Origin of the sequence: Plantibacter sp. VKM Ac-2880 (assembly GCF_015351235.1) — a bacterium.
Lineage (GTDB): Bacteria > Actinomycetota > Actinomycetes > Actinomycetales > Microbacteriaceae > Plantibacter.
This window is the reverse complement of sequence record NZ_JADKSJ010000001.1, coordinates 1,074,726-1,100,449: the sequence shown is the minus strand read 5'-3', so window position 1 is coordinate 1,100,449 and position 25,724 is coordinate 1,074,726. Positions and strand designations below refer to the sequence as shown.

The 25,724-nt window shown below is 70.8% G+C and carries 26 protein-coding genes; 14 read left to right on the top strand and 12 right to left on the bottom strand.

What is annotated here, in order from left to right; genetic code table 11:
- Positions 1–54: 54 nt before the first annotated feature.
- From ITJ57_RS05370 to ITJ57_RS05360, 3 genes are all read left to right on the top strand, one after another.
- Positions 55–804 (top strand): NRDE family protein, encoded by a 750-nt coding sequence (locus ITJ57_RS05370; RefSeq protein WP_194669186.1) that lies wholly within the window; start codon positions 55–57, stop codon positions 802–804.
- Between the two features lie 86 nt (positions 805–890).
- Positions 891–1,796 (top strand): LysR substrate-binding domain-containing protein, encoded by a 906-nt coding sequence (locus ITJ57_RS05365; protein WP_194669185.1) that lies wholly within the window; start codon positions 891–893, stop codon positions 1,794–1,796.
- Positions 1,797–2,000: 204 nt separating this feature from the next.
- Positions 2,001–2,990, top strand: a complete 990-nt coding sequence (locus ITJ57_RS05360) for an MBL fold metallo-hydrolase (protein ID WP_194669184.1) — start codon at positions 2,001–2,003, stop codon at positions 2,988–2,990.
- Positions 2,991–2,999: 9 nt separating this feature from the next.
- Here ITJ57_RS05360 and ITJ57_RS05355 read toward each other — a convergent pair whose 3' ends face one another.
- The 4 genes from ITJ57_RS05355 to ITJ57_RS05340 form a co-directional block, all read right to left on the bottom strand.
- On the bottom strand, positions 3,000–3,476 hold the full coding sequence (locus ITJ57_RS05355) for a hypothetical protein (protein WP_194669183.1): 477 nt from the start codon (positions 3,474–3,476) through the stop codon (positions 3,000–3,002).
- Positions 3,477–3,621: 145 nt separating this feature from the next.
- A complete protein-coding gene (locus ITJ57_RS05350; protein ID WP_194669182.1) occupies positions 3,622–4,137 on the bottom strand; it encodes a DUF427 domain-containing protein in 516 nt (171 codons plus the stop codon).
- 51 nt (positions 4,138–4,188) lie between these two features.
- Positions 4,189–4,587, bottom strand: a complete 399-nt coding sequence (locus tag ITJ57_RS05345) for a hypothetical protein (protein WP_194669181.1) — start codon at positions 4,585–4,587, stop codon at positions 4,189–4,191.
- Positions 4,588–4,678: 91 nt separating this feature from the next.
- On the bottom strand, positions 4,679–5,287 hold the full coding sequence (locus ITJ57_RS05340; protein WP_056008494.1) for a helix-turn-helix transcriptional regulator: 609 nt from the start codon (positions 5,285–5,287) through the stop codon (positions 4,679–4,681).
- A gap of 107 nt (positions 5,288–5,394) precedes the next feature.
- Here ITJ57_RS05340 and ITJ57_RS05335 point away from each other — a divergent pair, with 107 nt between their 5' ends.
- A complete protein-coding gene (locus ITJ57_RS05335) occupies positions 5,395–6,381 on the top strand; it encodes an NAD(P)/FAD-dependent oxidoreductase (protein ID WP_194669180.1) in 987 nt (328 codons plus the stop codon).
- A gap of 90 nt (positions 6,382–6,471) precedes the next feature.
- The gene (locus ITJ57_RS05330) at positions 6,472–6,846 is read left to right on the top strand and encodes an iron chaperone (protein ID WP_194669179.1); all 375 of its coding nucleotides are present in this window, start codon (positions 6,472–6,474) and stop codon (positions 6,844–6,846) included.
- Positions 6,847–6,870: 24 nt separating this feature from the next.
- On the opposite strand, the gene ITJ57_RS05325 is transcribed toward ITJ57_RS05330, so the two are convergent.
- The 4 genes from ITJ57_RS05325 to ITJ57_RS05310 form a co-directional block, all read right to left on the bottom strand.
- Complete coding sequence (locus ITJ57_RS05325; RefSeq protein WP_194669178.1) at positions 6,871–8,055, bottom strand: SLC13 family permease; 1,185 nt, start codon at positions 8,053–8,055, stop codon at positions 6,871–6,873.
- Between the two features lie 100 nt (positions 8,056–8,155).
- Complete coding sequence (locus ITJ57_RS05320; protein ID WP_194669177.1) at positions 8,156–8,533, bottom strand: DUF1801 domain-containing protein; 378 nt, start codon at positions 8,531–8,533, stop codon at positions 8,156–8,158.
- Between the two features lie 4 nt (positions 8,534–8,537).
- Positions 8,538–9,857, bottom strand: a complete 1,320-nt coding sequence (locus ITJ57_RS05315) for an NlpC/P60 family protein (RefSeq protein ID WP_194669176.1) — start codon at positions 9,855–9,857, stop codon at positions 8,538–8,540.
- Positions 9,858–10,193: 336 nt separating this feature from the next.
- A complete protein-coding gene (locus tag ITJ57_RS05310; RefSeq protein ID WP_228506508.1) occupies positions 10,194–10,679 on the bottom strand; it encodes a MarR family winged helix-turn-helix transcriptional regulator in 486 nt (161 codons plus the stop codon).
- A 486-nt stretch (positions 10,680–11,165) separates the two neighbouring features.
- Here ITJ57_RS05310 and ITJ57_RS05305 point away from each other — a divergent pair, with 486 nt between their 5' ends.
- The 5 genes from ITJ57_RS05305 to ITJ57_RS05285 all read left to right on the top strand — a co-directional run bounded on the left by ITJ57_RS05305 (position 11,166) and on the right by ITJ57_RS05285 (position 16,647).
- Positions 11,166–12,710, top strand: a complete 1,545-nt coding sequence (locus ITJ57_RS05305) for a sugar transferase (protein ID WP_228506506.1) — start codon at positions 11,166–11,168, stop codon at positions 12,708–12,710.
- 484 nt (positions 12,711–13,194) lie between these two features.
- The gene (locus tag ITJ57_RS05300; protein ID WP_194669175.1) at positions 13,195–14,463 is read left to right on the top strand and encodes a glycosyltransferase; all 1,269 of its coding nucleotides are present in this window, start codon (positions 13,195–13,197) and stop codon (positions 14,461–14,463) included.
- On the top strand, positions 14,460–15,230 hold the full coding sequence (locus ITJ57_RS05295; RefSeq protein ID WP_194669174.1) for a CDP-alcohol phosphatidyltransferase family protein: 771 nt from the start codon (positions 14,460–14,462) through the stop codon (positions 15,228–15,230). Before ITJ57_RS05300 ends, ITJ57_RS05295 begins: the two co-directional genes overlap by 4 nt.
- A 123-nt stretch (positions 15,231–15,353) precedes the next feature.
- Positions 15,354–15,821, top strand: a complete 468-nt coding sequence (locus ITJ57_RS05290; protein WP_194669173.1) for an adenylyltransferase/cytidyltransferase family protein — start codon at positions 15,354–15,356, stop codon at positions 15,819–15,821.
- A gap of 103 nt (positions 15,822–15,924) precedes the next feature.
- Positions 15,925–16,647 carry a polysaccharide deacetylase family protein gene (locus tag ITJ57_RS05285; protein ID WP_194669172.1) on the top strand — a complete coding sequence of 241 codons (723 nt, stop codon included), beginning with the start codon at positions 15,925–15,927 and terminating at the stop codon, positions 16,645–16,647.
- 93 nt (positions 16,648–16,740) lie between these two features.
- On the opposite strand, the gene pip is transcribed toward ITJ57_RS05285, so the two are convergent.
- Positions 16,741–17,700: a prolyl aminopeptidase gene (gene pip / locus ITJ57_RS05280; protein ID WP_056008522.1), complete on the bottom strand. Its 960-nt coding sequence runs from the start codon at positions 17,698–17,700 to the stop codon at positions 16,741–16,743.
- A 105-nt stretch (positions 17,701–17,805) separates the two neighbouring features.
- Entirely contained in the window at positions 17,806–18,693 is an 888-nt protein-coding gene (locus ITJ57_RS05275; RefSeq protein ID WP_194669171.1) for a neutral zinc metallopeptidase, read from the bottom strand.
- Positions 18,694–18,946: 253 nt separating this feature from the next.
- Here ITJ57_RS05275 and ITJ57_RS05270 point away from each other — a divergent pair, with 253 nt between their 5' ends.
- Positions 18,947–19,921: a DUF6492 family protein gene (locus ITJ57_RS05270; RefSeq protein WP_194669170.1), complete on the top strand. Its 975-nt coding sequence runs from the start codon at positions 18,947–18,949 to the stop codon at positions 19,919–19,921.
- Between the two features lie 5 nt (positions 19,922–19,926).
- Here ITJ57_RS05270 and ITJ57_RS05265 read toward each other — a convergent pair whose 3' ends face one another.
- Positions 19,927–20,565 (bottom strand): hypothetical protein, encoded by a 639-nt coding sequence (locus ITJ57_RS05265; protein ID WP_194669169.1) that lies wholly within the window; start codon positions 20,563–20,565, stop codon positions 19,927–19,929.
- 91 nt (positions 20,566–20,656) lie between these two features.
- On the opposite strand from ITJ57_RS05265, the gene ITJ57_RS05260 reads away from it, so the two are divergent.
- Genes ITJ57_RS05260 through ITJ57_RS05250 form a run of 3 tightly spaced genes read left to right on the top strand, consistent with a single transcriptional unit; the run spans position 20,657 to position 24,687 of the window.
- Positions 20,657–22,048: a polysaccharide biosynthesis tyrosine autokinase gene (locus ITJ57_RS05260; RefSeq protein ID WP_194669168.1), complete on the top strand. Its 1,392-nt coding sequence runs from the start codon at positions 20,657–20,659 to the stop codon at positions 22,046–22,048.
- A 3-nt stretch (positions 22,049–22,051) separates the two neighbouring features.
- Positions 22,052–23,383, top strand: coding sequence for a hypothetical protein (locus ITJ57_RS05255; protein WP_194669167.1), 1,332 nt, complete (start codon positions 22,052–22,054; stop codon positions 23,381–23,383).
- Positions 23,380–24,687, top strand: coding sequence for an oligosaccharide flippase family protein (locus ITJ57_RS05250; RefSeq protein ID WP_194669166.1), 1,308 nt, complete (start codon positions 23,380–23,382; stop codon positions 24,685–24,687). Before ITJ57_RS05255 ends, ITJ57_RS05250 begins: the two co-directional genes overlap by 4 nt.
- Here ITJ57_RS05250 and ITJ57_RS19740 read toward each other — a convergent pair.
- Positions 24,641–25,723 (bottom strand): glycosyltransferase, encoded by a 1,083-nt coding sequence (locus ITJ57_RS19740; RefSeq protein ID WP_194669165.1) that lies wholly within the window; start codon positions 25,721–25,723, stop codon positions 24,641–24,643. The two genes, ITJ57_RS05250 and ITJ57_RS19740, sit on opposite strands and share 47 nt — an antisense overlap.
- Between the last annotated feature and the right edge of the window lies 1 nt (position 25,724).

Here is a 25,724-nt window from a genome sequence, read left to right as displayed (position 1 = left end):
GCGCGCGGTCCTCGTCTAGTCTGTCCTAGTCCGACCGGCCGAGGAGGAACGCGCGTGTGCACCGTCATCATCGACTTCGAGCCGGGGCGCCCGTGGCCGATCGCCGTGCTCGGGCTCCGCGACGAGCAGCCGGGACGCGCCTGGGATCCGCCCGGCTCCTGGTGGCCCGCGCTCGGTGACGGGGTCCGCGGCATCCACGACCGGGAGGCGGGTGGCGCCTGGTTGGCGACGAACGTCGACGCCGACGGCGGACCGCGGGCGGCGGTCGTGTTGAACCGACGCGAGGACCTCCCCATGCCGGCGAGCGGTTGGGTCTCGCGCGGGGTGCTCCCCCTGCAGGCGGTGACGACCGGGGTCGACGGCTCCGACGGCCGGAGCGCCCGCTCGTGGAACCTCGTCGAGCTCCGACCCGACCGCGTCGAGGTGACGAGCTGGGACGGCACGTCGCTCCGCTCGGTCGAGGTGCCACCCGGCTTGCACGTCGTGACCCATGAGGGCCCCGACCACCTCGACGTCCCCCGGGTCCGCCGGTGGCGGCCGGACTTCGCCGACAGCCCGGCGCCGACCGGCCCACTCGACGGCGCCACGGCCGCGTCGTGGGAACCCTGGTTGCAGACGCTGCGATCGACGACACGCGTGCCTGCCGATGCCGACGAAGCGGTCGTCCGGATCGACGACCATGACGGCCTCCGACTGGCATCGCTCTCCGTCACCGCCCTGTCGGTCGGCCCGCACGGACCGGTGCTGCGGAACGCCAGGCTCACCGAACCGGGCCGACTCCCCGACACCTTCGTCTGGGAGTGACGCGGGGCCCTCGGACGAGCCACGGGCCCCCGATCGGACTGGCGGGCGTGTGGAGCGCCCCCAAGCGCGCTCGATACTGTTGCACCATGGCCCTGAACCCCGTGCGACTGCGACTGCTCGAGGCCTTCGACCGCCTCGGCACGATCCGTGCGGTCGGCCGCGAGCTCGACCTGAGCCCCTCGACGGTCTCCCAGCAGCTCTCCGTCCTCGAATCGGAGACCGGCGCCGCCCTACTGGAACGACGAGGCCGGACCCTCGCGCTGACACCGACCGGAGCACTGCTCGTGGAACGCGCCAGGGCGCTCCTCGCGCAGATGGACGCGATCGAGGTGGAACTGGCCGAGGTCGAGTCCGAGCCCTCCGGACGCTTCCGCATCGCCGGCTTCGCGAGCGTCATCGCCCCGGTCCTCATCCCGGCCGCTCGTGCTTTGGCCCAGCAGTACCCGCGACTCGAGGTCGAACTCATCGAGGTCGAACCGCACGAGAGCACCACGGCCGTCCAACGCGGCACCTGCGACGTCGTCATCACGGTCGATCAGGAGGACGGTTTCCTCCTCGACCCCTCGGTGCACAGCGTGCCGCTCACCACGGATCCGCTCCTGCTCATCGCACCGCTCGACCACCCACTCGCCGGACGCGAGGTGGTGTCGTTCGCCGAACTGCAGGCTGAATCGTGGGCCCTCGACGCCCCGGGCACCTACCTCGGCGAACTCGTCCCACTGCTGTGCCGACGCTCGGGCTTCGAACCCCGGGTGGTCGGACGCTTCACGAGCTACGAGGTCGTCATCGACCACGTAGCGGCCGGGCTGTCCGTCGCCGTCCTCCCCGACATCGCGATCGGGTCGCGTGCCGACGTCGTCCGCAAGCCGATCTCCGGGATGAGCGAGCGGAAGATCATCGCGACGGCGCGGAAGGGCTCACTGCAGCGTTCCGCTGTCGCCGCGGCGCTCGCAGCCATCCAGCGGGCGACGGACGAGGCCGTCGCGCGCTGAGCTCGGCAGGCGAGCGGTCAGCCGTGGTAGCCCGACTTGGCCATCGCGACGAGCGCGCCGACCATGCCGATGCCGCCGAGGACGGTGATGAGGGCGATCACGCCGATGAGAATGTCGTTGACGGTCATGCACCCATCGTACTGAACCTCGCGGAAGCCACGACTAGGGTTGGTCCGTCCCCCGAACAGCACCCGGAGCACCCCCATGATCACCTCGTCGAGCGAATCGCAGGCCGCCGCCTTCCGCGAAGGACGGACGCCGCCGACGGAACAGCTCGATGCCGACACGGTCGTCATCGCCGTTCCGACCACCGATCCCGGCAACCCCTTCACCCTCTGCTCGGTGCTCTTCGGCACGGACGGGCGCGCCATCGTCGTCGACCCCGGAACCGACACCCCTGAGGGTCGGGAGCACCTGCTGCGCGAGCTCCGCGACGTCGGCGTCACCACCCTCACCGGCATCGTGGTGACCCATCTCCACCCCGACCACCTCGGCCTGGCCGGTGTCCTGCGGGAAGAGCTGGCCGCGCCCGTCCTCATGCACCGGCTCGAGGACGAGGCCGCCGGTTCGACGCCACCCGGCCCGGCCGAGCTGGCTGCAGCACTGGACGCCTGGGGCGTCCCGGCCGATGACACGACCGTGCGCCCCTGGAGCGAGGACGCCGCCGCCCCGGCCGGCCACCTCGGCGACACCCGTGCCGACCGGACGCTCGAGGACGGCGAGCTGCTGGCGCTCCCCGGTCGCATGATCCGTGTCATCCACACGCCGGGTCACACCACCGGGCACCTCACCCTGCGCGATGAGGACCGCGGCTACCTCTTCACCGGCGACCACGTCCTCCCCACGATCTTCTCTGGCCTCGGACTCGGCGCGCGGACGGCCGAGAACCCGGTGACCGCCTACCTGTCCTCGCTCGACCGCGTCCGTGAGTACGACGGCGACCAGGTGATCCCGGGACACGGCTTCCGCTTCACCGGCCTCGCCGAGCGGTGCGACGAGTTGGCGGCGCACCACCTGCGCCGGGCGGACGAGGTGCGGTCGGTCCTGGCCGACGACCCGGAAGCGGACGTCTGGACCATCGCCTCGCGCATCGGCTGGTCCGCCGGATGGGACGCGCTGACGGGACTCCTGCGGGTGTCCGCGTTGACACAGACCGACTGGCATCGGGCACGGCTCCTGCAGCTCGCCCACTGACGGCAACCCTCACCCGCCGCGGACACCTCGACGAGCCAAGGCACGCTCGAAGGCGTACAGCCCTCCGCCCGCCGCGCCACCGGCGGCGAGGACGGCGAAGACGACCACCCCGATCGTCGAGCCGAGTCCGATGGGCGCCGCGATGAGGCCGCCGACGACCGAGACGAGCACGGCAGCACCACCGCCGGCGATCCAGGCCCGACGGAGCGGCCCGCGTTCGCCCCAGTGGTCCAGCACGCCGAGCGCCAGCAGCGCCCCCACCGCCCCGACGGCGGCGAGCATCCCCCCGACGAGCCCGCCGACGAGCACGGCGATCCCACCGAGGTCGGCCGGGTGCGCGGAGACGGTCCCGACCGCTTCGAACAGTTCCGCACCGGCGGCGAGGACCGCGCCGACGACCGCGCCGGCACTCACGGCGAGCCCGAACAGTGGGACGACGCGCAGGAGGGACCACCCCGGATCGACCGCTTCACCGAATGCGTCCATGGCTCCGACCGCCTCCTGCACCCGAGCCTCGTCGTCGAGGCGTCCTGGCGCTCAGCGTGGCACGGGGTCAGCCCTCCACCCAGCCATTGCACGGCGGGTGGGACGGGTGTAGGAGCAGGCGAGGCGGGAGTCCGAGGAGGACGTTTTACCAGCCCATGGTGCCAGGGGCGCCCTTGAACGGTCCGATGATCCCCGGCGTGATCCATCCGCCGTAGAAGTCGCCCTCCTGGGCGTGCACGCGGACGCCGTCGACCTCGCAGGCCTCCATGCGCCCCGGGTAGACGGCGATCATGCCGAACAGGGGCGCGTAGCCCGAGCGCGGGTCCGGGTAGGTCCAGGCGGCCGCGGGCGCGACCTCGTCGCCCACCCGCACGTCGAGGTAGTGGGCCTCGCCCTTGAACTCGCACATGGTCGTGCCGTCGATGGGCACGAGGACGCCCGGCGTGAAGTCGGCTGCCGGCACGTAGTACACGGGCGGGTGACTCGTCTCGAGGACGCGGACCGCCGACGTCGACTCCGCGATGACGGTTCCGCCGAACCGGATGACGACGCGTTCGTCGCGTGGCTCGACCCGGGGCGGGCGCGGGTACTCCCAGACGGACTCCTCACCGGGTCCGGGCTGGACGGGGACGGGTCGGCGGGAGCGAGAGGAGTCGGGCATCGTTCCACTCTGCCCGGTCCACCTGAGCGCCGACCGCGAATCGGACGCCGCTCAGGTCTGCGGTGCCGGTCGGCGCAGCACCGACCACAACAGCCACCCACCCGCCACGGCGTATGACACCAGGAGGAGCACCACGGCCGTCCCGCCGAGGTCGAGGACGACCGGGATCACGGGCGAGCCGCCGAGCCCGGCGTCGGTCGTACTCCAGTTGGCCGTCAGCAGGGCCAGCACGATGAGGACGACCCCGGTGGCGAGGAGCGGGCCGGCGGTGGCCCACACCTTCTGGCGCGTGGTCCAGGCGCGTGCCCGCCAGAGCATGACCATGCCGGCCACCCAGCCGACGAACGGGACGACGAGCCCGCCGAGCATGACGACGAGCGCGGTCGCGACGGCGAACCCTCGGCGTTCGAGCAGCTGCTCGGCGAACGGACGGTCGTCGGATGCGCTCATCGGTTCTCCTGCTCGTCGGGCGGCCCGTGGACCGTCGGCCTCAGCCTGCCATGTCCGGACGGATCCGTGCGGCGGAGAACGGCGTGACGCGTCAGCGGGCCTCGGTCGACCTCGCCCGGACGTGCATGCGTTCGCCCTGCTTGCCGAACAGGCTGAGGAACTCGACCGCTCCGGCCTCAGCCCGCCCGAACCAGTGCGGCACCCGAGTGTCGAACTCGACGACCTCGCCCGCAGTGAGGACGAGATCCTGATCGCCGAGCAACAGGCGGAGCCGGCCGTTCAAGACGTAGAGCCACTCGTAGCCCTCGTGCACCTGCTGCGTTCCGGGGGTCTGCGGCCCAGGTCCGCCGTGGATGATGCTCTTGAACGCGTGCAAGCCTCCCGGCCGGCGGGTGAGCGGCACGATCGTCTGGCCGTGGCGCTGGACGGGTTTCAGATGCACGCGGGGGTCACCGGTCTGCGGGGCGCCGACGAGGTCGTCCAGCGGGACCTGGTGCGCCTTCGCGAGCGGCAGGAGCAGTTCGAGGTTGGGGCGGCGCTGTCCGGACTCGAGCCGGGACAGGGTGGAGACCGAGATACCCGTCTCGGCGGAGAGCGCCGCGAGGGTGGTGCCCCGGTGCTGCCGGATCGCGCGGAGGCGCGGCCCGACCGCGTCCAGCACCCCGTCGATCGATCGCTGCTCCTCGTGTCCATGCGCCATGGGTCGATTCTCCCGGGCCGTTGCCGTTCCGGCAAAGTTTCTTGCCAGTTCAGCACACCGCGACGCACGCTGGACCCCGCACCGACCCTCGACCGAACGGAACGATCATGACCACCCCAGCCACCCGCCCGTCTGCCACCGCACCGGCCGCCACCGAGCTCGTCGACGCGATCATCGTCGGCGGCGGCGCGGCCGGACTCAGCGCCGCCCTCATGCTGGGCCGCTCGCGTCGCTCCGTCATCGTCGTGGACGGAGGCCGGCCGCGGAACGCCCCGGCCGACGGCGTCCACGGCTTCCTGTCGCGCGACGGCATCCCCCCTCGGGAACTCGTCCGCCTCGGGCGCGCGGAGGTCACCGCCTACGGGGTCCTGGTCGTCGACGCCCAGGTCCGCACCGCCGTCCGCGACGCCGACGGATTCGTCCTGACGACGACGGACGGCGCGACCCTCCGCGGTCGACGACTCCTCATCGCCACCGGCACGGCCGACGAACTGCCGGCCATCCCGGGGCTCCGGGAGCGCTACGGACGTGACGCCCTCCACTGCCCGTACTGCCACGGTTGGGAGGTGCAGGACCAGATGATCGGCATCCTCGGCACGGACGCCCAGGCGGCTGCGCACCAGGCCCAGCTGTTCCGCCAGCTGAGCGAGCGGGTCGTCGTCCTCCGCAACACCGCCGAGGCGTTCAGCCCCGAGCAGGAGGCCGCATTCGCCGCACGAGGCATCGAGGTCATCGACGGCCTCGTGGAGCGGCTCGAGGTCGAGGACGACCGGCTCGTGGGCGTCCGCCTCGCCGACGGCCGGACGATCCCGGTCGACGCGCTCGCGGTGGCACCGGTCGCCCGGGTGCACGCAGACGCCTTCGCAGAGCTCGGCGTGCAGACGCAACCGCACCCGGCCGGAGCGCACTACGGCGACGCGATCGGGGTCGACGCGATGGGCGCCACCGCGGTCCCCGGCGTGTGGGCGGCCGGGGACGTCACCAGTCTGCGTCCCCAGGTCGTGCAGGCGGCGGCCGCCGGAGCGATGGCGGGAGCGGCCATGAACGCCGACCTCGTGCAGGACGACGTGCGCCGCGCCCTCGCGAAGCGGTAGAACCACCACTGTCGCACCGGCGACGGACATGGGACGATGACGGCACGGGACGAGTGGTCCCGTGCCGTCCGAAGCCTGGGGAGGACGCACATGCCTGGTACACCGAGCACCATCGACGACTACCTGGCCGCGCTGCCGACCGACCCCGCCGACGCCATCGAGGAGATCCGTCTCCGCGTGCACCGGATCGTCCCGGAGATCACCGAGGCCATCCGGTACGGCATGCCGACCTTCATGCTCGACGACCGCTACCTGCTCTACCTCGGCGCGTGGAAGCACCACATCGCGCTCTACTCGATCCCACCGTTCGACGAACCGCTCCAGTCGGCCGTCGCCGACTACCGCGCGGCGAAGGACACGCTCCAGTTCCCGTTCAGTCGGCCGATCCCCTTCGAGCTCATCGATCGGATCGTCACCGAGCTGCTGGCCCGCCGCCGCGCCGCCGACGCCCGCCACGAGCACTGAGGACCCGGCCTCGGCCCGGCTCGCTCAGCCTTGCGCCAGCCACAGCCCGACGGTCGCGAGGGCGACCGTCGACGGCGCGACCACGAACCCGAGCGCGATGAAGCGTCCCCAGCCGAACTGGACGTCCGCCGCCTGCAACCGGCTGTGCCAGAGCAGGGTCGCGAGGGCCGCCCACGGCGTGATGAGCGCCCCGGCGTTCACGCCGATGAGCAGGGCGGCGAACCGGACCGGGTCGCCGGCCACCGGCTCGAGCGCGAGGTAGGCCGGCAGGTTGTCGACGAGGTTCGCGCTGGCCATGCCGACTCCGGCCAGCTGCAGGAGGGCGGGAAGCGAATCCCCCGTCCCGGCGATCGACGCGAGCAGACGCGCCAGCCCCATCGCGTGGGCGGCCTCGACGACGAGGAAGAGCCCGGACGCGAGGAGGAGGAGCTGCCAGGGGACGAGCGCCGGTCGGAGCGCCCGCGGACGCCTGACGAGGAACACGACCACCAGCACCACGGCCGCCCCGAGCGCCGACATCCACACCGGGATCCCGGACACCAGCAGCGGCAGCAACACGAGCACGACGAGCCCGGAGACCCACAGCAGCACGCGATCGTCGTCGCTCGCCTCGACGTCCACCGTGTACCGGCCGGTGAGCTGCCGGCGGTAGACGATCGCGAGGACGACGCACGGGACGACGACCGCGATGATCGCCGGTACGACGAGGAGCCCGGCGAAGCCTCCCGGCCCCAGTGGACCGCCGCCTGAGGCCGCCGAGGCCTCGTCGATCGCGTGCTCGGCGAGCAGGTTCGTGAGGTTCGACACCGGCAGCAGCAACGACGCCGTGCACGCCAGCCACACGGTGGTGAGCGCGAAGGGCACCGGCGAGAGTCCCGCGTGCCGGGCGAGCGTGATCACGACCGGCGTCAGCAGGACGGCCGTCGTGTCGAGCGACAGGAACACGGTGCTGAGCGTGGCCAGCGCGACGACGAGCACCCACAGCAACCAGGTGCTCCCCCGGCCCCACCGCACGAGGCGCGAGGCGACGAGGGTGAACAGTCCCGCATCCGCGGCGAGTTCGGCGACGACGGTGATCGCGACGACGAACAGGAGGATCGGCCACACGCGATCCGCGATACCGAGCGCCTCGCTCCCCGGGAGGACACCGGTGAGGACCGCGATCGCCCCGATGACGAGCAGCACGACGCCGAGCACGGCACTGCGCACGGGCGCCTCCTTCAGGACGGGTGGGTCGGCGTGCTGTCGCTCGCTCGGCAGTCGATCATACGTCGGCGGATCCAGCGCACAGGGCACCGCACGGCACCGCTCAGGCGCGCACCCAGCGTCCGATCAGCTCGAGGAGCGCGGCCTCGGCGTCGGCCGCCGCCTCGACGCTCGAGAAGGTCACGACACCGCGGTCGGGCGCCGCCCAGACGACGAGACCGGACGGGTCCTCGAACCGGAACCGGTCGGCGTCGGCCCGACGCTGCACGCCCCGGTGGAGCACGATGCGGATCCGGTTCGCCGGGTGCAGCGCGAAGGTCACGCGGTCCTCGCCGGCGTAGACGAAGCTCGGCGCCTTCCACTTCAGGTGCTCCGAGAACCCCTCGTCGGAGGCCATGACGGCCTCGCGCAAGCGCACGACCGCCGGTTTCAGCTGATGCGAGAGGGAGTCGAGATAGGCGTCGACCTCGGCGGAGGTCATGGGGTCAACCCGTCGGGCGACCGACGTACGCCGCGACGTCGCCGGATCCCCAGATCGAGCCGACACGCGTGCCGGCCCGTTCGTTGGCCGCCTCGACGATCTGCCCGTTCCCGAGGTAGATCGCCACGTGGTAGTAGTCGTAGCCGCTCGACCAGAAGATGAGGTCGCCGCGCTGCTTCTGGCTGTAGGGCACGAGGCGTCCCTGCGACTGCATCGTGTAGTACTGGTTGGTCGCCGAGTGGGTACCGATGCCACTGCCGTATGCGGCCCGGGTGAGGCCGGAGCAGTCCCAGACGTCGGGGCCGGAGCCGCCGAGCTGGTAGCCCTTACCGACCTGCGCGAGCGCGAAGGCGATCGCCGACTCGACGCCGGCGGAGTTCGGCGGCGCGACCGGGCTGCCCCCGCCACCACCGCTGGAGGCACCGCCACCACCACCACCACCACCACTGCTCGAGCCGCCGCCACCCGACGACCCACCGTTCGAGGCCGGGGGCGTGTTCGCCGCTGCGGCCGCCGCTGCGGCCGCCGCAGCGGCTGCAGCCTCAGCCGCCTGACGGGCGGACTCACCGGCCGCGTAGCCGCGCTCGGTCTCGGCCGTGGTGTTCTTCAGGGAGGCGAGCTGCGCGTACAGCTGCTCGGCCTGCTGCTCCTGCGCGGCGACCGCGGCCGATGCGGCAGCCGAAGCGCTCTCCGCCTCGTCGTACTTCGTCTGCGCCTCGCCCTCGAGTCGCTCGCGTTCGGTCTTCGCGACCTCCGCCTGGTCGGTGAGCCCGGACGCCGCATTGCGGTCCGTGACCGCCTCGGCGTAGCTCGCGGCGTTGCGCTCGCCGAGCTTGTCCATGACGGACAGCCGCGAGAGGAGGTCGTCGGACTTCCCCGCGCCGAGGACGAGGTCGAGCGAGACGTCTCCGCCACCGCCTCGGGAGAGCTGTGCGATGAGCGCGCCGGCACGCTGCTTCGACACCTTCGCGGCCGCCGCAGCGGCGTCGGCCTGCGCCTGCAGGGCGGACTCGCGGGCGGTCGCCTCGGTCACGGCGTCCTGCGCCTGCCGGTAGGACTCAGCGGCGATCTGCGCCGTGCGGAATGCGGCGTCGGACTGCTCCTGGAGCGAGGTGATGAGCGCCGTGATGTTCGTGATCTCGGCGGCTTTCGCAGACTCGCTCGACTTCGCCGCCTCGACGTCCGCCCAACTCGGGTAGTCGTCCGCGTGGGCCGGCAGCACACCGAGGGTGAGTGAGGCGGTGACGACGCCGACGGAGACGGCCATCGCCAGCCAGGGACGGCGGCGGCCGTGCTGCGCACCGGGCGTTCGTGCGGGGGTCATCATTCTCCAGTCCGACGACACGATCGCTCCGACACCGGCGGGTCGCGGTCGACATCGTGTCACAACAGTCACAATAGAAACTTTGATCACACTAGCCACTCTCGTCCCGCAGCACCAGCTCGAATACCCCCGGACTGGGGGCGCGGGTGTGTCGGCGGCCCGCCCGGGCTCGGTGGGATCGCGTCACGAAAGTTCCTCGGAGCACTTCGACAAGCTCAGTGACCGGGGAAGGAAGCTCAGCGACCGGGAGAAGGAAGCTCAGCGACCGGGAGAAGGAAGCTCAGTGACCGGGAGAAGGAAGCTCAGCGACCGGAGCAGGCACGCCGGGCGAACGGGTCAGGCGGGTTCGACGTCCTCGGGCGACCAGCGGGAGGACTCGCCCGAGCGGATGATCGCGAGCAGCTGCGAGCGCAGCGCCGACTCGTCCGGTAGCTCGGGGAAGACGTCGGCTTCCAGCCGGTGGGCTGCGAGCCAGGCTTCGTCTCCCGCCGCGGTCCGGCTCACCACGTGCCGTCGGCGGTCGTCGGCGGCCGCGATGCGCTCGATCAGTCCGGCGCGTTCCAGTCGATCGAGCGTGCGCGACATCGTCTGGTTCTGCACGCGCGCTCGTCGGGCGAGGTCCTTCTGGCTCGCCGGCCCGCTGTCCAGGAGGTGCAGGACGATGAGGCCGGCGTGCGTGACGCCGATGCCGTCCAGGGCCTGTTGCCAGGTGTGCTCGATGAGGCGCGCGGCGGTCGACAGGAGGCGCCCGGTGGGCCAATCCGCCATCGGATCGCGAGCGGCGTCGGCGACCACGCCATCGGTCGCGCGTGCTCCATCCATGGCACCAATGTAGTGCCCGAGCCTCGGAGGAGGCCTCCACCAGCCGCCGCAACGACCCGGGGCACGCGTGCTGTCCCCCAATCCACCGCTTGTGGGGCGAGCGACGAAGTCCGTCGCCGGGAGGTCGATCCACGACGGAATCGCGCGTGACACCCCTGCCTCACCCCCAGAATTGGGGGCCGCCGACCCCCTGGAGTGGGGGATCCGCCGATGACCCCCGCTTCCTACAGTTGAGGGATATCCAAGGGGGACGGTCATCCCGATCGACATCGTCGATCGGTCGTGGGGACACGAACGACGTCGCGTTCTCCGCGGGCGGCCCGAACCGCCCGTGCGCTCCGCGCACCCGAACCACACCCGAACCCACAAGTGGATAGCAGCCCCCATGACGACGTACCCGAACCGCCGTCGGTCCTTCCGACAGACCCGCCCGCGCACCCGAACCGCGGTCTCCGTCCTGCAGCGTGCACCGCGAGGGCACGACGCATGAGCGCCGAACTCTCCGAAAGCGCGTTCCCGATGACCGGCCCGATCGCGACGCCGGTCACGCTGGGCCGACGCCGAGCGTCCGCGATCCGCGCCGAGTCCTCACCCGCCGCCGTCACCTCGCTCACCCAGCGGGAGTGGTCGAAGCGCTACCGCCGCTGGCTCGTCCTCACCGACAGCGCCATCGCCCTCTTCGCCGTCTCCGCGGCCTTCGTCGTGCGGTTCGGCGACGAGCCCGTCGGCCCGGAGGCCCAGCAGCTCTACGTCCTGCTGTCCGGCCTCATCGTGGTCGTCTGGCTCGCCTTCCTCGGGTTCACGAGGACCCGCGACAGCCGCATCATCGGCTCCGGCGTCACCGAGTACAAGCGGGTCGTCAACGCCAGCGCGTTCGCGTTCGGCATCCTCGCGATCGCGTTCCTCATCGCCAAGGTCGACATCGCGCGCGGCTACTTCATCCTCGCCCTGCCGGCAGGGACCCTCGCCCTCCTCGCCTCCCGATGGATGTGGCGTCGGTGGCTGCTCAGCCGTCGCCGCGTCGGGGAGTACACGGCACGGACGGTCGTCGTCGGCCGCCGCGACGACGTCGACTACGTCCTCCAACAGGTCGCCAAACAGCACAGCATGAGCTACACCGTCGTCGGTGCGGCCATCACCGACGAGGAGACCGCCGAGCCGTTCTCGAGCCGAGGCCGATCCGTCCCCGTCATCGCCCACGTCGACGGCGTCGCCCAGGCTGCCGCGAACCTCACCGCCGACGCCGTCATCATCGCCGGTCCCGTCGACGGTGGCAGTGACTACATCCGCCGCCTCGGTTGGGACCTCGAGGGGACGGCGACCGAGCTCGTCCTCGCCGCGCGCCTCACCGACGTCGCCGGCCCCCGCATCCACTTCCGCCCCGTCGAGGAGCTGCCGCTCATCCACGTGGAGATCCCGCAGTTCGAGGGCGGCCACCACATCATGAAGCGCGCCCTCGACGTCGGCCTCACGAGCCTCGGCCTGCTGCTCATCTCCCCCGTGCTGGCGCTCCTCGCGCTCGCGATCAAGCTCGACAGCCCAGGCCCGGTCCTCTTCCGCCAGGAGCGTGTGGGGCGCAACGGTGAACGGTTCACGATGTTCAAGTTCCGGTCGATGATCACCGACGCCGAAGCCGCGCTGCCCGCTCTGATGGCGCAGAGCGAGGGCAACGGTGTGCTGTTCAAGATGAAGAACGACCCGCGGGTGACGCGGGTGGGCCGCATCCTCCGCAAGTACTCGCTCGACGAGTTCCCCCAGCTCTGGAACATCCTCACGGGTGACATGAGCCTCGTGGGCCCGCGCCCGCCGCTCGCGAGCGAGGTCGCCGAGTACGAGAAGGACGTCCACCGTCGCCTCCACATCAAGCCAGGGCTCACGGGCATGTGGCAGGTCTCGGGACGCTCCGACCTGAGCTGGGACGAGAGCGTCCGACTGGACCTCTACTACGTGGAGAACTGGTCGATCACCGGCGACCTCATGATCATGTGGCAGACCGTCAAGGTGGTCCTGAAACCGGTCGGCGCGTACTGATGCGAGGACTTCTGTCGGTGATGCCCCCAAAGCGAGGGGTGTCCTGCAAAAAGAGGACAAAACTCCTTCCGGAGGGGACAACACCGCGCTACAGTCGTCACCATCACCGCGAACCGGTGAGTCGTTCGACACCCGAAACACCCGAACCCGTCGACACGATTCACCAGGTCAATGACGCCGCTCGCGCGCACGAACCCGATCGTGCATCGAGATCCGTGACGCTTACCCGAGCGACGCGAGCATCGACGCCGTCCGCCCCCGAAGGCGGACACCACCGGGCCGTGAGCGTGAGCCGTGACATCGTCGCCGTGCACCGGAACCCGACCGAGCACGCGATACCCGAACACCGGCGTCCGAGACGCCGGACAGCAGCAGCGGCGCACACCCGAACCCCGTGGGCCGGCAGCGACATCATGAGAGACCCGAACTCAGCCATGACCACCACCCTGCAGTCCGTCGCGCGATCCGCCGCGGCCACCACCCGATGAGGGCCCCGAAGCGCAGGAGCGTCGCGCACGGCCGCCAGGCCGACGGCACGCTCCGGATCGCGATGGTGGGCACCCGTGGTGTCCCCGCCGCCTACGGCGGGTTCGAGACGGCCGTCGAGGAGATCGGCAGCCGGCTCGCCGCCCGCGGCCACGACGTCACCGTCTTCTGCCGTCGCACCGCCGCCGACCAGCCGGACGAGCACCTGGGGATGCGCCTCGTGCACCTGCCCGCCGTCCGCAAGAAGGTGTTGGAGACGCTCAGCCACACCGCCCTGTCGGTACTGAACATGGCCGTCACGAGACGCCACGACGTCGCCTTCGTCTTCAACGCCGCGAACGCACCCTTCGTCCCCGTCATCCGTGCCAAGGGGGTCCCGACCGCCGTGCACGTGGACGGGCTCGAATGGAAGCGCGCGAAGTGGAGCGGTTCCGGCAAGCGGTACTACCGCTGGGCCGAGGAGCGTTCCGTCCGCACCGCCGACGCGCTCATCGCCGACGCGGCGGGGATCGCCGACTACTACGAGCAGCAGTTCGGAGTCCCGACCGAACTCCTCACCTACGGCGCGAAGATCCTCGAGCAGCCCCGCACCGACCTCCTCGGCTCAGGAGCCGGCGTCGAGGCTGGCGCCTTCCACCTCGTGGTCGCCCGGTTCGAACCGGAGAACCACGTCGACCTGATCGTCGAGGGCTACCTCGCGAGCAACGCCCGTCACCCCCTCGTCGTCGTGGGGTCTGCACCGTACGGCGCCGAGCACAGCGAGCGCATCGCGACGCTCGCGGCGAGCGACCCGCGCGTGCACCTGCTCGGTGGCGTCTGGGACCAGGAACTCCTCGACCAGCTCTACGCCGGTGCGCTCACCTACGTCCACGGCCACTCCGTCGGCGGGACGAACCCGTCGCTGCTGCGCGCCATGGGCGCCGGCACGGCCGTGATCGGCTTCGACTCCGTGTTCAACCACGAGGTCGTCGGCGGCTCCGGCACCTTCTTCGCCACGACCGACGAGGTCGCACGCTGCATCGAACGCGCCGAACAGGACGAGGCCGCCACCGCCGCCGTCGGAGCAGCCCTCCAGGCGCGTGCCGCCGAGGTCTACCGCTGGGACGACATCGCCGACGGTTACGAGGCGCTCGCCATGCGCCTCGCCGACGGCGCGACGATCCACGGCACCGGACGCTTCTCCCGCCTCCCCATCGACTGGAACCCGAAACCGGTCGCACACACCACACCGACACGCATCACCGAGACCACCGGAGGCTTGGCATGACCCGAATCACTGCCGACACCCGTTCGATCCCCGAGTCCTACGCCGACATCGTCGCCCGCCTCGCCGGCGCGCAGAAGAAGCGTGCGGCGGGAGCTCCCGCCTACTCGATCTACGTGAACCGCAAGGCCGGCCGCTACCTCGCCGCCGGTGCCTACAAGGTGGGGCTCACCCCGAACCTCGTCACCGCCATCAGCGCCGTGTTCACCTTCTCCGGGATCGCGATGCTGCTCCTCCTCCCCTTGGAGTGGTGGTCCGGCGTCGCCGTCTGGCTCGCACTCGCGATCGGGTACGCCTTCGACTCCGCGGACGGCCAGGTCGCCAGGCTGCGTGGCGGCGGTTCGGCCAGCGGCGAGTGGCTCGACCACGTCGTCGACGCCACGAAGATCTCGACCCTGCACCTCGCGGTCCTCATCACCGCGTACCGCGGGTTCGATCTCCCGACGCCCGAGATGCTGCTCATCCCGATCGGCTACTGCATCGTCGGCGCCGTGTCGTTCTTCGCGATGATCCTCAACGACCAGCTCAAGCAGGCCTACGGGTATCCGACCTCCACCGCTGAGGGCAAGAGCACGCCTCTGCGCTCGCTCCTCGTCATCCCGACCGACTACGGCTTCCTCTGCATGGTCTTCCTCCTGCTGGGCGCGCCGTACCTCTTCTTCGCCGCCTACACCCTCATGTTCGTCGCGAACGCCGGGCACCTGCTCCTCGCCTCGATCAAGTGGTTCCGCGACATGACGCGACTGGACGCCGCCCGCGTCGACGCGTGACCAGCCCCCGAACAGGCGGCACCCGAAGGTGGACTCTCGCTGGAGACCACCCGTCCCTAGGCTCACAACAGGCTCATCGTGGCGCCGCACATCGCCGTCCGATCGAGGAGAGGAACACCCGACATGTATGAACGAGGCACTGGACGTGTCGGCTACGCCGCCGGAGCATTCGACCTGTTCCACGTCGGTCACCTGAACATCCTCCGGCACGCGAAGAGCGCCTGCGACTACCTCGTCGCCGGGGTCGTCTCGGACGAGCTGCTCCGCACCCGCAAGCGCATCGAGCCCATCGTGCCGCTGACGGAGCGGCTCGAGATCGTCCGCCACATCGGCTTCGTCGACGAGGCGGTCGAGGAGACCTGGGACGACAAGCTGCAGGCGTGGGACGCGCTGCGGTTCGACATCTTCTTCAAGGGTGACGACTGGCGCGGCACCGCCGAAGGGCTCCGCCTCGAAGCGGAGTTCGCGAAGGTGGGTGTCGAGGTCGTCTACTTCCCGTACACGATGAGCACCTCGAGCACCGCGCTCCGACGCGCACTCGCCCAGCTCGACGAGCAGCGCGAGCTCGACGCCACGCTCGTCCAGGCCTGAGTCCTCCTGCACGAGCGCCGGTTTCCGGCCAGCAGCCCCACGCTCCCCATCCGCAGCGCATCGAGGTACTGTTGGACGGATCGACACACGGGGCGGTGGACACATGACGAAGGCTCGGCAGGCACTGCTGGCACGCCTCACCGGCTCACTGCCCGTCCACGGTTCCATCGTCGGGGTCGCCACCGAGGAGCGCACGGTCGTCATGACCTATGGCGACGGCCCGAGCCCCGACGGCACGCCTGGCGTGCTGGACGCCCTCGCAGCGGCCGGCGCCACCGCGACCTTCTTCGTGCTCGTCGGACGGGCCAGGAAGCACCCCGAACTGCTTCACCGCATCGTGGCCGAGGGACATGAACTCGCCCTCCACGGTGACGACCACGTCCGCCTCACCGACTTCCCCGAGGAGGTCGCCTACCGGCGGACGCTCGCCGCGAAGCAGGAGCTCGAGCATCTGGGCGGACAGCGGATCGAGTGGTTCCGGCCGCCGTACGGCGCGCAGAGCATCGAGACCTGGCAGGCGGTCAAACGGGCCGGCCTCCAGACGGTGCTGTGGACCGCGACCGCGTGGGACGTCAAAGACGTCGGCGAACACGAGCGCGTCGCCCACGCCGTCCGCCACTGCCACCAGGGGTCGATCCTGCTCGCGCACGACGGTTTCGCCGGCCCTGCCGACGGTGTCGACGACGGCCCGGAGCCCGACGTCGACCGCGGTGCGCTCGCGGAGGAGCTCCTCAGCGGCTTCGCCCGCGAGGGTCTCGTCGGCCGCTCGCTCGGCGAGGCGCTGCGCGGCGGCAAGGCCGTGCGCCGCGCCCGCTTCACGGAGTAGCGGCGCTCCGGCCCCAGTCCCTGAGCCTGTCGAAGGGCGTCCCCGAGCCCGACGCGGTCCCTGAGCCTGTCGAAGGGCGTCGACGGGAGCCGCTCAGTCCTTCGCGAAGCGGTCGGTCGCGTCGATGAGCGCCGACAGGATGCCCGGCTCGTCGAACGCGTGCCCGGCGTCGGGGACGATCGTGAACTCGGCCTCGGGCCATGCCCGGTGCAGGTCCCACGCGGTGAAGACCGGGGTGCACATGTCGTAGCGACCCTGGACGATCACGCCGGGCACGCCTGCGAGCTTGTCGGCGTCGCGGATGAGCTGGCCGGGTTCGAACCAACCACGGTTGGTGAAGAAGTGGTTCTCGATGCGTGCGAACGCGACGGCGAACCGTGGGTCCGTGAAGCGTGCGACGGTCTCGGCCTGCGGGAGCAGCGTGATCGTCGATGACTCCCAGCGCGACCAGGCGACCGCCGCCGGACCGTGCACGGCCGGGTCCTCGTCGAACAGGCGCCGGTGGTAGGCCTCGATGAGCCGACGGCGCTCCTCCACGGGGATCGGCTCGAGGTACCCCTCCCAGAGGTCGGGGAAGACGGCTGCCGCGCCGCCCTCGTAGAACCAGTCGAGCTCCTCGTCGCGCAGGGTGAAGATGCCACGGAGGACGAGCTCGGTCACGCGCTTCGTGTGCTTCTGGGCGTACGCGAGCGCGAGCGTGGAGCCCCAGGACCCGCCGAACACCATCCAGCGCTTGATCTTCAGCGCCTTCCGCAGCGTCTCGAGGTCGGCGACGAGGTGCCAGGTGGTGTTCGTGGACAGGTCGGCGGCGGGATCGCTCGCGTGCGGGGTGCTTCGGCCGCAGCCGCGCTGGTCGACGAGGACGATCCGGTACCGCTTCGGGTCGAAGAGGCGACGGTGGACGGGGCTCGTGCCACCGCCGGGTCCACCGTGCAGGAAGACGACGGGCTTCCCGTCGGGGTTGCCGGAGGTCTCCCAGTACAGCGACTGTCCGTCGCCGACGTCGAGCATGCCGGTCTCGTACGGCTCGATCTCGGGATACGGCTCGCCCATGGTCCTGTCCTTCCTCGGTGCGCGCTCGACGCGTCGCACTGGTCGTTCTAGCATGGCGTGGATCGTCCGGCCGGGGGCGCCACCACACCGTTCCCCCAGGTGTCGTCAGAGCTGGTCGGCCGACACCGAGAAGGTGTCGCAGGCGGCCGGACCGCCGTTGTACCCGGTCATGAACCAGCGCTGGCGTTGCTCGGCCGAACCGTGCGTCCACGCTTCCGGGTTCACCTGGCCGGTCGCCGCCTCCTGGATGCGGTCGTCGCCCACCGCGGCCGCGGCGCTCAGCGCGTCGTCGATCTCCTGCTGCGTCACGGGCTTCAGGAAGGCGACACCCTTGGCGTCCTCGGTGTCGGACGCCGCCGCCACCCAGGCGCCGGCGAAACAGTCGGCCTGGACCTCGATGCGCACGGAGTCGGACGCCGGCCCGGTGCCGCTGCGGTCGGCGCGATCCATCACGCCGGTGAGCGCCTGGATGTGGTGGCCCCACTCGTGGGCGACGACGTACATCTCCGCGAGCGGGCCACCCGAGGCGCCGAAGCGGTCGCGCAGCTCGCTGTAGAAGCTCGTGTCGATGTAGATGGTCTGGTCCGGCGGGCAGTAGAACGGGCCGGTGGCACTCGAGGCGGCGCCGCAGCCGGTGTTCGTCTGCTGGTCGAAGATGATGAAGTCAGCCGGCGAGGTGTAGTCCACGCCGAGCGCGGGGAGTTCCTCCGACCAGTAGTCGTCGAGTGAGGAGTAGGCGCCGCCCATCCGGCAGTCGACGTTCGCGTTCGCGTCGGCGCCCGTCTGGCACTCCTCGGAGAGGAGGGTCTCCTCCTGCGATCCGCCGCCGACTCCCCCGCCGCCGAGGAGGCCCGAGACGTCGACGCCGAGGAACTGGGAGATGAGCGCGATGACGATGACCCCCACCGCGCCGCCGCCGACGGCGATGCCGGTGGTCTTGCCCCGGCGCTTGACCTTGTTCCCGCTGATGTCGGCGTTGTCGTTGAACGTCATGTCCGCACCCTACAACCCGGCGCATCGTCGCGGCCACGGCTTGCGGCGCCGCCGACGGGGGTCCGTCGGGGTGACGCCCCCCACTTGTTGTCCCCCCTGATCTGGGGCTACAAGGCGCTTGTCCGGCCCCATACGCTGAACATGTTCAACAGCCGCTGTCCCGCCCACCCGACCCGAATCCGGTGGGCGCGACAGGGCGGAACCACCACCCGACGCCGATCTGACGGCCTGATCTCCGGAACGAGCGGACGCAGTGAACACCAAGCCCTCACCGGACGCCGTCACCCTCGTGACGGTCGTCTTCGAGCCGGAGTTCGACCTGCTGCGCCTCCAGGCCCGATCCCTCGCCCGGTACGTCGACCAGGCACTCGTCGCGCGGATCCTCGTCATCGACAACTCCGCCGCTGGCCTTCGCACCGGGGCGCGTCGTCACCTGACCGCGGCCTACGGCCCCCTCGCCTCCAAGCTCGAGATCGTCCGCCCGGACGACCTCGTCAGGGGGCCGACGGCGGCGAGCGGTTGGCGCGCGCAGCAGGCCCTGAAGCTCCTCATCGCAGACCGCGTCGAGACCGACTGGTACCTCGTCCTCGACGCCAAGACCGTGTTCATCCATCCGACGGCCGCGGGCGACCTCTTCGCCTCGGACGGCCGCCCCAGCGGCGGGGTGCACTCCTACGCGCAGCACCCGCTGCAGCCGCAGCTGCGCACCGTGCTCGCCTACAGCGGGCTCGACGCCGACACCCTCGTCGCCGGCTTCACCTCGACCGCCACCCCGTTCTTGCTGTCGACCTCGGCCGTCAGGACGCTCGTCGCCGACCTCGGCTCACGCCACCCGCAGGGCTTCTCCGCCGAGTTCGAACGCGCCGGCCTCACCGAGTTCTTCGTGTACACCGCAGCGCGGCTCGCGAACGGCGAGACGCTGCGCGACGTCGCCTCCGGCGAACCGCTGGAGAGCCCGACCGTCTGGCCGCGGCACCGCACCGGCGCACAGGTCCGTGCGATCCTCGACGAGGCGATGGCGTCCTCCACGACCACCGTCGCCGTCCACCGCACCGCCCTCGCCCGAATGGACCGCGACGGCGTGCTCGCCGTCGCGCGGTTCTGGGTCGCCCGCGGACTCTTCCCGAGCACGGCCGCGGCAGTGCGGTTCATTGCGGTCTACCGCGCCAGGTACTACCCGGCGATGGTCCTCCGACGGCTCCGCGCCCGGCGAGGACGGGCATCGTGACTGCGTCAGCGCGGCGTGAGCGCCGTGAGCACCCCGATGTCGCGCACCAGGACGGCGGTGAGCTCGTCGACGGCCTGCAACACGTCTCCGTGCCGGGCTCCGCGATCCGTGTGCGCGTCGAGGACGTCGAGACCGTCGGTCACCCGACGCGTCGACCGGCTGAACTTCGGCCCGTCGCCGAGCAGGCCACGGCGACCGTTCAGCACGGCGGCGACCGCGGCGACCGGATCCGCAGTGGCGGCGAGGACGTCGAGTTCCGCGACGGAGGGCTCGAGCGAGAGCAGTCCGACCGCTTCCACGAGGGTGAACGTCTTCGCACGGGCGGACGGCGTGATGGCGCCGACGGAACCGCGCGCGGCCGTGGTCATCGTCAGGATCAGGCCCGCGTCATCGATGCGCTGCGCATCCAGCTGCGCCGCGACGTGCTTCGCGGCGAACGCGGCTCCGTCCGCGGGCATGAGCCGGCGGTACACCTCGGCGCAGATCTTCGCCCCGGACACCGTCTCGGTGCCGGCACTGTCCACGCGCAGACCTTCGACGCCGAACGCGGCCGGGAGTTCGTGCTGCAGACGGAACTCGGCCAGCGGCGACCGGCACACGTTCGCACGGCAGACGGCGAGAACGCCGGTTGAAACAATCGACAATCCAGCCTCCTGAGAACCGCACCGAGTATAGCAACGCGGCGCTCGGAGCCCATCGACACGACCATTCATCCTTGACCACGGGGGACCCGAAATGACCTTGCACGAGTACGTCCAGACCCTTCGCAAGTACTGGGTCCTCATCGCCGTCCTGGTGGTCGTCGGATGCGCGACGGGCTACGTCGTCGCGAAGACCCAGGTGCCGATGTTCCGCTCGACGAGCAGCGTGCTGCTCTCGGCCGAGCGCGGCGAGAGCACCTCGGAACTCGCCCAGGGGTCGAACTACGTGCAGAGCCTCGTCCAGACCTACGCACTGCTCGCCGAGTCGAACCTCGTCCTGCAGCCCGTCGTCGACGAGCTCGACCTCGACACCACGGTCGCGCGGCTCAGCAAGTCCGTCTCGGCGGACTCACCACTCAACACCGCGATCATCGAGATCTCCGTCGTCGACTCCGACCCGAGCCGCGCCAAGCAGATCAACGACTCCGTCGTCGCATCACTGTCGAGCGCGGTCGCCGACGTCTCCCCCCAGGACGACCAGGACCAGCCGACGGTGCGCCTCACGAGCATCAACTCCGCGACGCTCCCCAACGCGCAGTTCTCGCCGAGCTCGACCCTGTACGCCGCCGTCGGTGGGGCCATCGCCCTGCTCCTCGGGATCGTGTTCGCGTTCGTTCGACGCGCGCTGTCCACCCGCATCACCGACGGAGCGGACGTCGCCCACGACACGGCGGCGCCCATCCTCGGCGAGATCTCCGAAGCGCGCCGCGGAGCACCGGTCCTGGTGTCGCTGCGCACGAACCCGCAGGGGCTCGTCGCTGAGTCGTTCCGCACCTTGTCCGCCAACCTCCGGTTCGCAAGCATCGACCGCCCCATCCGGTCCGTCGTCGTGACCTCGGCACAGCCCGACGAGGGCAAGAGCTCGGTCGCGATCGGTCTCGCCCAGCAGCACGCCGAGTCCGGCCAGCGGGTGCTGCTCATCGACGCCGACCTCCGCCACCCCACCGTCGCGACGTACACGCAGCTCGACGGCACGGTCGGTCTGACGTCCGTCCTCCTCGGTCAGCACGACCTGCAGGACGCCGTGCAGTCGTGGGGCTCCGACACCCTCGACGTCCTCACCGCCGGCACGACGCCCCCGAACCCGAGCCAGCTGCTCAGCTCGTCGAGCATGCGCCTGCTGCTCGAGCAGGCGTCCTCCGACTACGACCTCGTCGTCATCGACTCGGCGCCCATCATCACCGTGACCGACTCGCTGTGGCTCGGCAACATGGCCGACGGCATGCTCATCGTCGTGCGCGAACGGTTCACCCGGCACCGCCACCTCGCGAAGGCCGTGTCCGCGGTCGAGGGCGCACGGGCAGAGCTCGTCGGCGTCGTGCTCAACCGCGTCAAGCGCGGGGACCGCAACAGCAAGTACTACACCTCGGAGGTCGAATCGGTCTCGAGCGTCCGTCGCGCCGTCGCCGAGCGCCTCGGTCGCTGAGCCGTGACGACCATCCCAGCGGCGCTGCGCGGCGGACCCGGGCAGGGGCTCACGCCCCGCCGGGCCGACCCCGACCGTGGCCGCCGGGCGCTCGAGTTCGCGGTCGCCGCCGCCCTGTGCGTCGCGATCGGCATGCGGTACCCGCGCTACGACGACATCCTCTTCGCCGCCGCCGCCAGCGCGATCATCGCCCCGCTCTGGCTGAGCACCCTCCGCCGGTACCAGGGCGCCGCGACCATGCTGCTCCTCGGGCTCCTGGCGATCGTGTCCGGTCTGCTCATCACCGGGTTCGCCGCCGGCGACCACGTGGTCTCGAGCTACCTCGCCACCATGAACTCGGCGAGGATCGCCGGCATCCTGTTGTCCGTCGGCGCGCTGCTCTGGGCACGGAGCATCATCGGGACGCCTCGCATGGCCTCGCTGTACGGGCTGGGGATGGTGTTCGGTCTGCCGTTCGGTGCGTCGTTCGAGACCAACCCGTGGAAGTTCGGGCTGTCCGTCCCGATCGCGATCCTCCTCCTCGGCCTGTCCTGGTGGGCCGGTCGCCGATGGCTCGACATCGTGCTCCTGATCGCCCTCAGCCTCATCAGCGCCGCCAACGACTCGCGGTCGGCGGCGGCCATGTTCCTCATGGCGGCGGCCATTATCACCATGCAGCGCATCCCGGTCGCGCGTGGCCGCGCGCACGCCTGGTGGGCGCTCGGCCGGATGGCGATCGTCGGCTACCTCGTGTTCCTCCTCGCGCAGGCCGCGATCCTCGAGGGGTACCTCGGGACGAGTACGGAAGAGCGCTCGGAGGCCCAGATCGAAGCCTCCGGCTCACTCATCCTCGGAGGCCGACCGGAGCTCGGCGCGACGGTCTCGCTCCTCCTCCACCAACCGGGCGGCTACGGCTCCGGCAGCGCACCGTCGATGACGGACGTGCTGGTCGCGAAGTCGGGCATGAGCTCCCTCGGCTACGACCCCAACAACGGGTACGTCGAGCGGTACATGTTCTCCCCGGGCTTCGAGGTGCACTCGATCATCGGCGACGTCTGGATCCTGTTCGGCGTCGTCGGCCTGGTGTGGCTCCTCGTCACCGTCGGCTTCGCCCTGTTCGGCGTCTCCTCCCGGCTGACCGACCGTCGCATCAGCGGCCTCGAGCTGTTCCTCGGCATCCGCACCGTGTGGGACCTCTTCTTCAGTCCGTTGCCGAGCTCCCTGGTGACGATGACCCTCTTCTTCGCCGTCGTCCTGGTGAACCGCGCCAGGGCGACGCCTCCTGCATCCCGCTCGGCCGGTGACCGGCCCGCCGGCCCACCGCTCCCCTTCACCCCGCTTGGATCCCCGTCGTGAACACCGTCAAGTCGGTCGGCGCAAAAGCCGTCACCATGCTCATCGCGCTCATCTGCGGCCTCACGACGACCCGGCTCATCATCGCCGACGCCGGAGTGCACGAATACGCGCTCTACACCCTCGTCGTCGCCCTCCCCGGGCTGGTGTCGTTCGCGGACCTCGGCTCAGGGGCCGTGCTCGTGAACCGCATCGCCACGACCGACCACCCGCGCGACGACCCGACCCTCACGGCGCAGGTGACCACCGTCGGACGGATCATGCTCACCTTCGCCGCGGTGCTGATGGCGGTGAACACCGTCTTCCTCCTCGCCGGTGTGTGGCCGGCGTTCCTCGGTGACGCCGGCGACATCCCCGGCTCCTCGCTCGCGGCGTTCCTGGCGATCACCGTCTTCTGCTGCAGCATCCCGCTGGGCATCTGGACGCGCATCCTCCTCGGCCTGCAGCGGAACCACATCATCATCATGATCCAGGGCGTGCAGTCCCCCCTGACGCTCCTCCTCATCTGGCTCGCGCTCACGATCGGCCCCGAGACCCTGCATCCGTACCTCGCGCTCGGCTCGCTGCTGGCGGCCGCGGGCGTCGCGCTCACCGGCTTCCTCCTCGCGCGTCGGTTCACGAGTCCACTCATCGGCACCGCTGCCCGGCGCATCCCCTTCGTCAAGCGGCATCCCGGCGTCCGCGTCATGGACATGGGCTGGCCCATGCTCGCCCAGCTCCTCGCCACGCCCCTGTCGATGCAGTCCCAGCGGTTCGTGCTGGCGCAGTTCGTGTCCGCTGCCGCATTGGCGCAGTACGCGATGGCCGGCCAGTTCTTCTTCGCCCTGCAGGGCCTGGTCAGCGCCGCGGGCCTGACCCTCTGGCCGCGCTACGCGAAGGCGCGCGCGAGCGGGAACCCGACGACCGGGCCGTTCCTCCTGGCCGCGTGCTTCGCGGGCGGCGTGCTGCTGTTCACGGGTGCCATGGTCGTCGCCGGTCCGTGGGTGTTCGGCTTCATCTCCGGAGGCAAGGTGGAGGTCCCGGTGGAGATCGTGCTCGCCTTCGGCGTGATGGTCGCCGCCCAGGCAGCGCTCTACCCCCTCGGCATGTTCATGATGGACACCGCCGGGGTCCGGTTCCAGGTCGCACCGACCCTGCTCATGGCCGCGGTGTCGGTGGCCCTCGCCTTCGCGCTGACCCCGACGCTCGGTGCCGTCGGCCCGATGCTCGGCAACGCGCTGGCCGTGACGCTCGGGCAGATCCTGCCGTACTCGCTGCGGATCAGGCGTCTCGGACGCGCGACGGAAGCTCCGCCAGCGCCTCGGTGACCCGGCGCCAGTAGGCGGCGGTCGTGTACTGACGCTCCTGGAACGCGGCGGCGAGGCGCTCGGACCGTCGTCGGCGTTCCTCGGGGTCGTCGAGCAGCGAGGAGATCGCCGTGGCGAGGGCCTCGGGGTCCTCTGCGGGGACGAAGAGCACCTCGTCGTCGGAGAAGTAGGCGTCCAATCCACCGGCCCGTGTGGCGACGGCCGCCCCACCGGCGGCCGCGAGCTCGAGCAGCGTGGTGATGCCGCTCGCGTGCAGGTTGGGGGTGACGCTCACGACGGTGACCTCGGCCGAGCGGTAGAGCGACACGAGCTCGGCGACGGTCGTGGTCGGGCGCGTCTCGACGGCATCGTGGTCCGCGAGGATCTTCTTGTTGGACGCGATCCGCAGCGACGGGGCGCCGAGGAGCCGGTGCGCCTGCTCGAGCGTGCGCCAGTCCCTGGCGCGGTCGTTCCCGACGGACAGGAGCCGTGGTGCCGGCTCCGCGTCATCCGTCGGCGAGGTGGCCGCGAAGACCGAGGAGACGCCGAAGGGGACGTAGCGGTGGCGACCGGACGGGACGAGGGCCCGCCCCGCCTCCGCGTTCGGTTCGGCGTTCGCGACGAAGAGGTCGACCCGGGCGAGGGCGAACCGCATGATGCGCTGCAGCCACCGGGGGTGCTTCGACCACTCCGCGAACAGCCAGATGGTCTGCCCGACGAGCACCGGTCGCCTGATCCCGAGGAGCCGGAACACCAGTCCGGCACCGAGGTACTCGACCTCGCTGTGGCAGTACACGTACTCGGACCGCCGCAGGTCGCGGAGGTGCGAGAGCGCCTGGCCGACGTCGAAGACCAGGAGGCGCTTCGACAGTCTCGAGAGCCGAGCCGCGAACCCGTTCGGGTCGCCACCGCCCAGGACGCTGAAGTGCCAGCCGCCCGGGACGTGGTTGGCCCCGTACGGCGCCCGGTCCGGTGCCGCTCCGGCCTCGTACCGGGACGCGTAGTCCTCGGTACGAAGCTCGGAGGCGACGAGGATGGTCAGGTGTGGAAGGGGCACG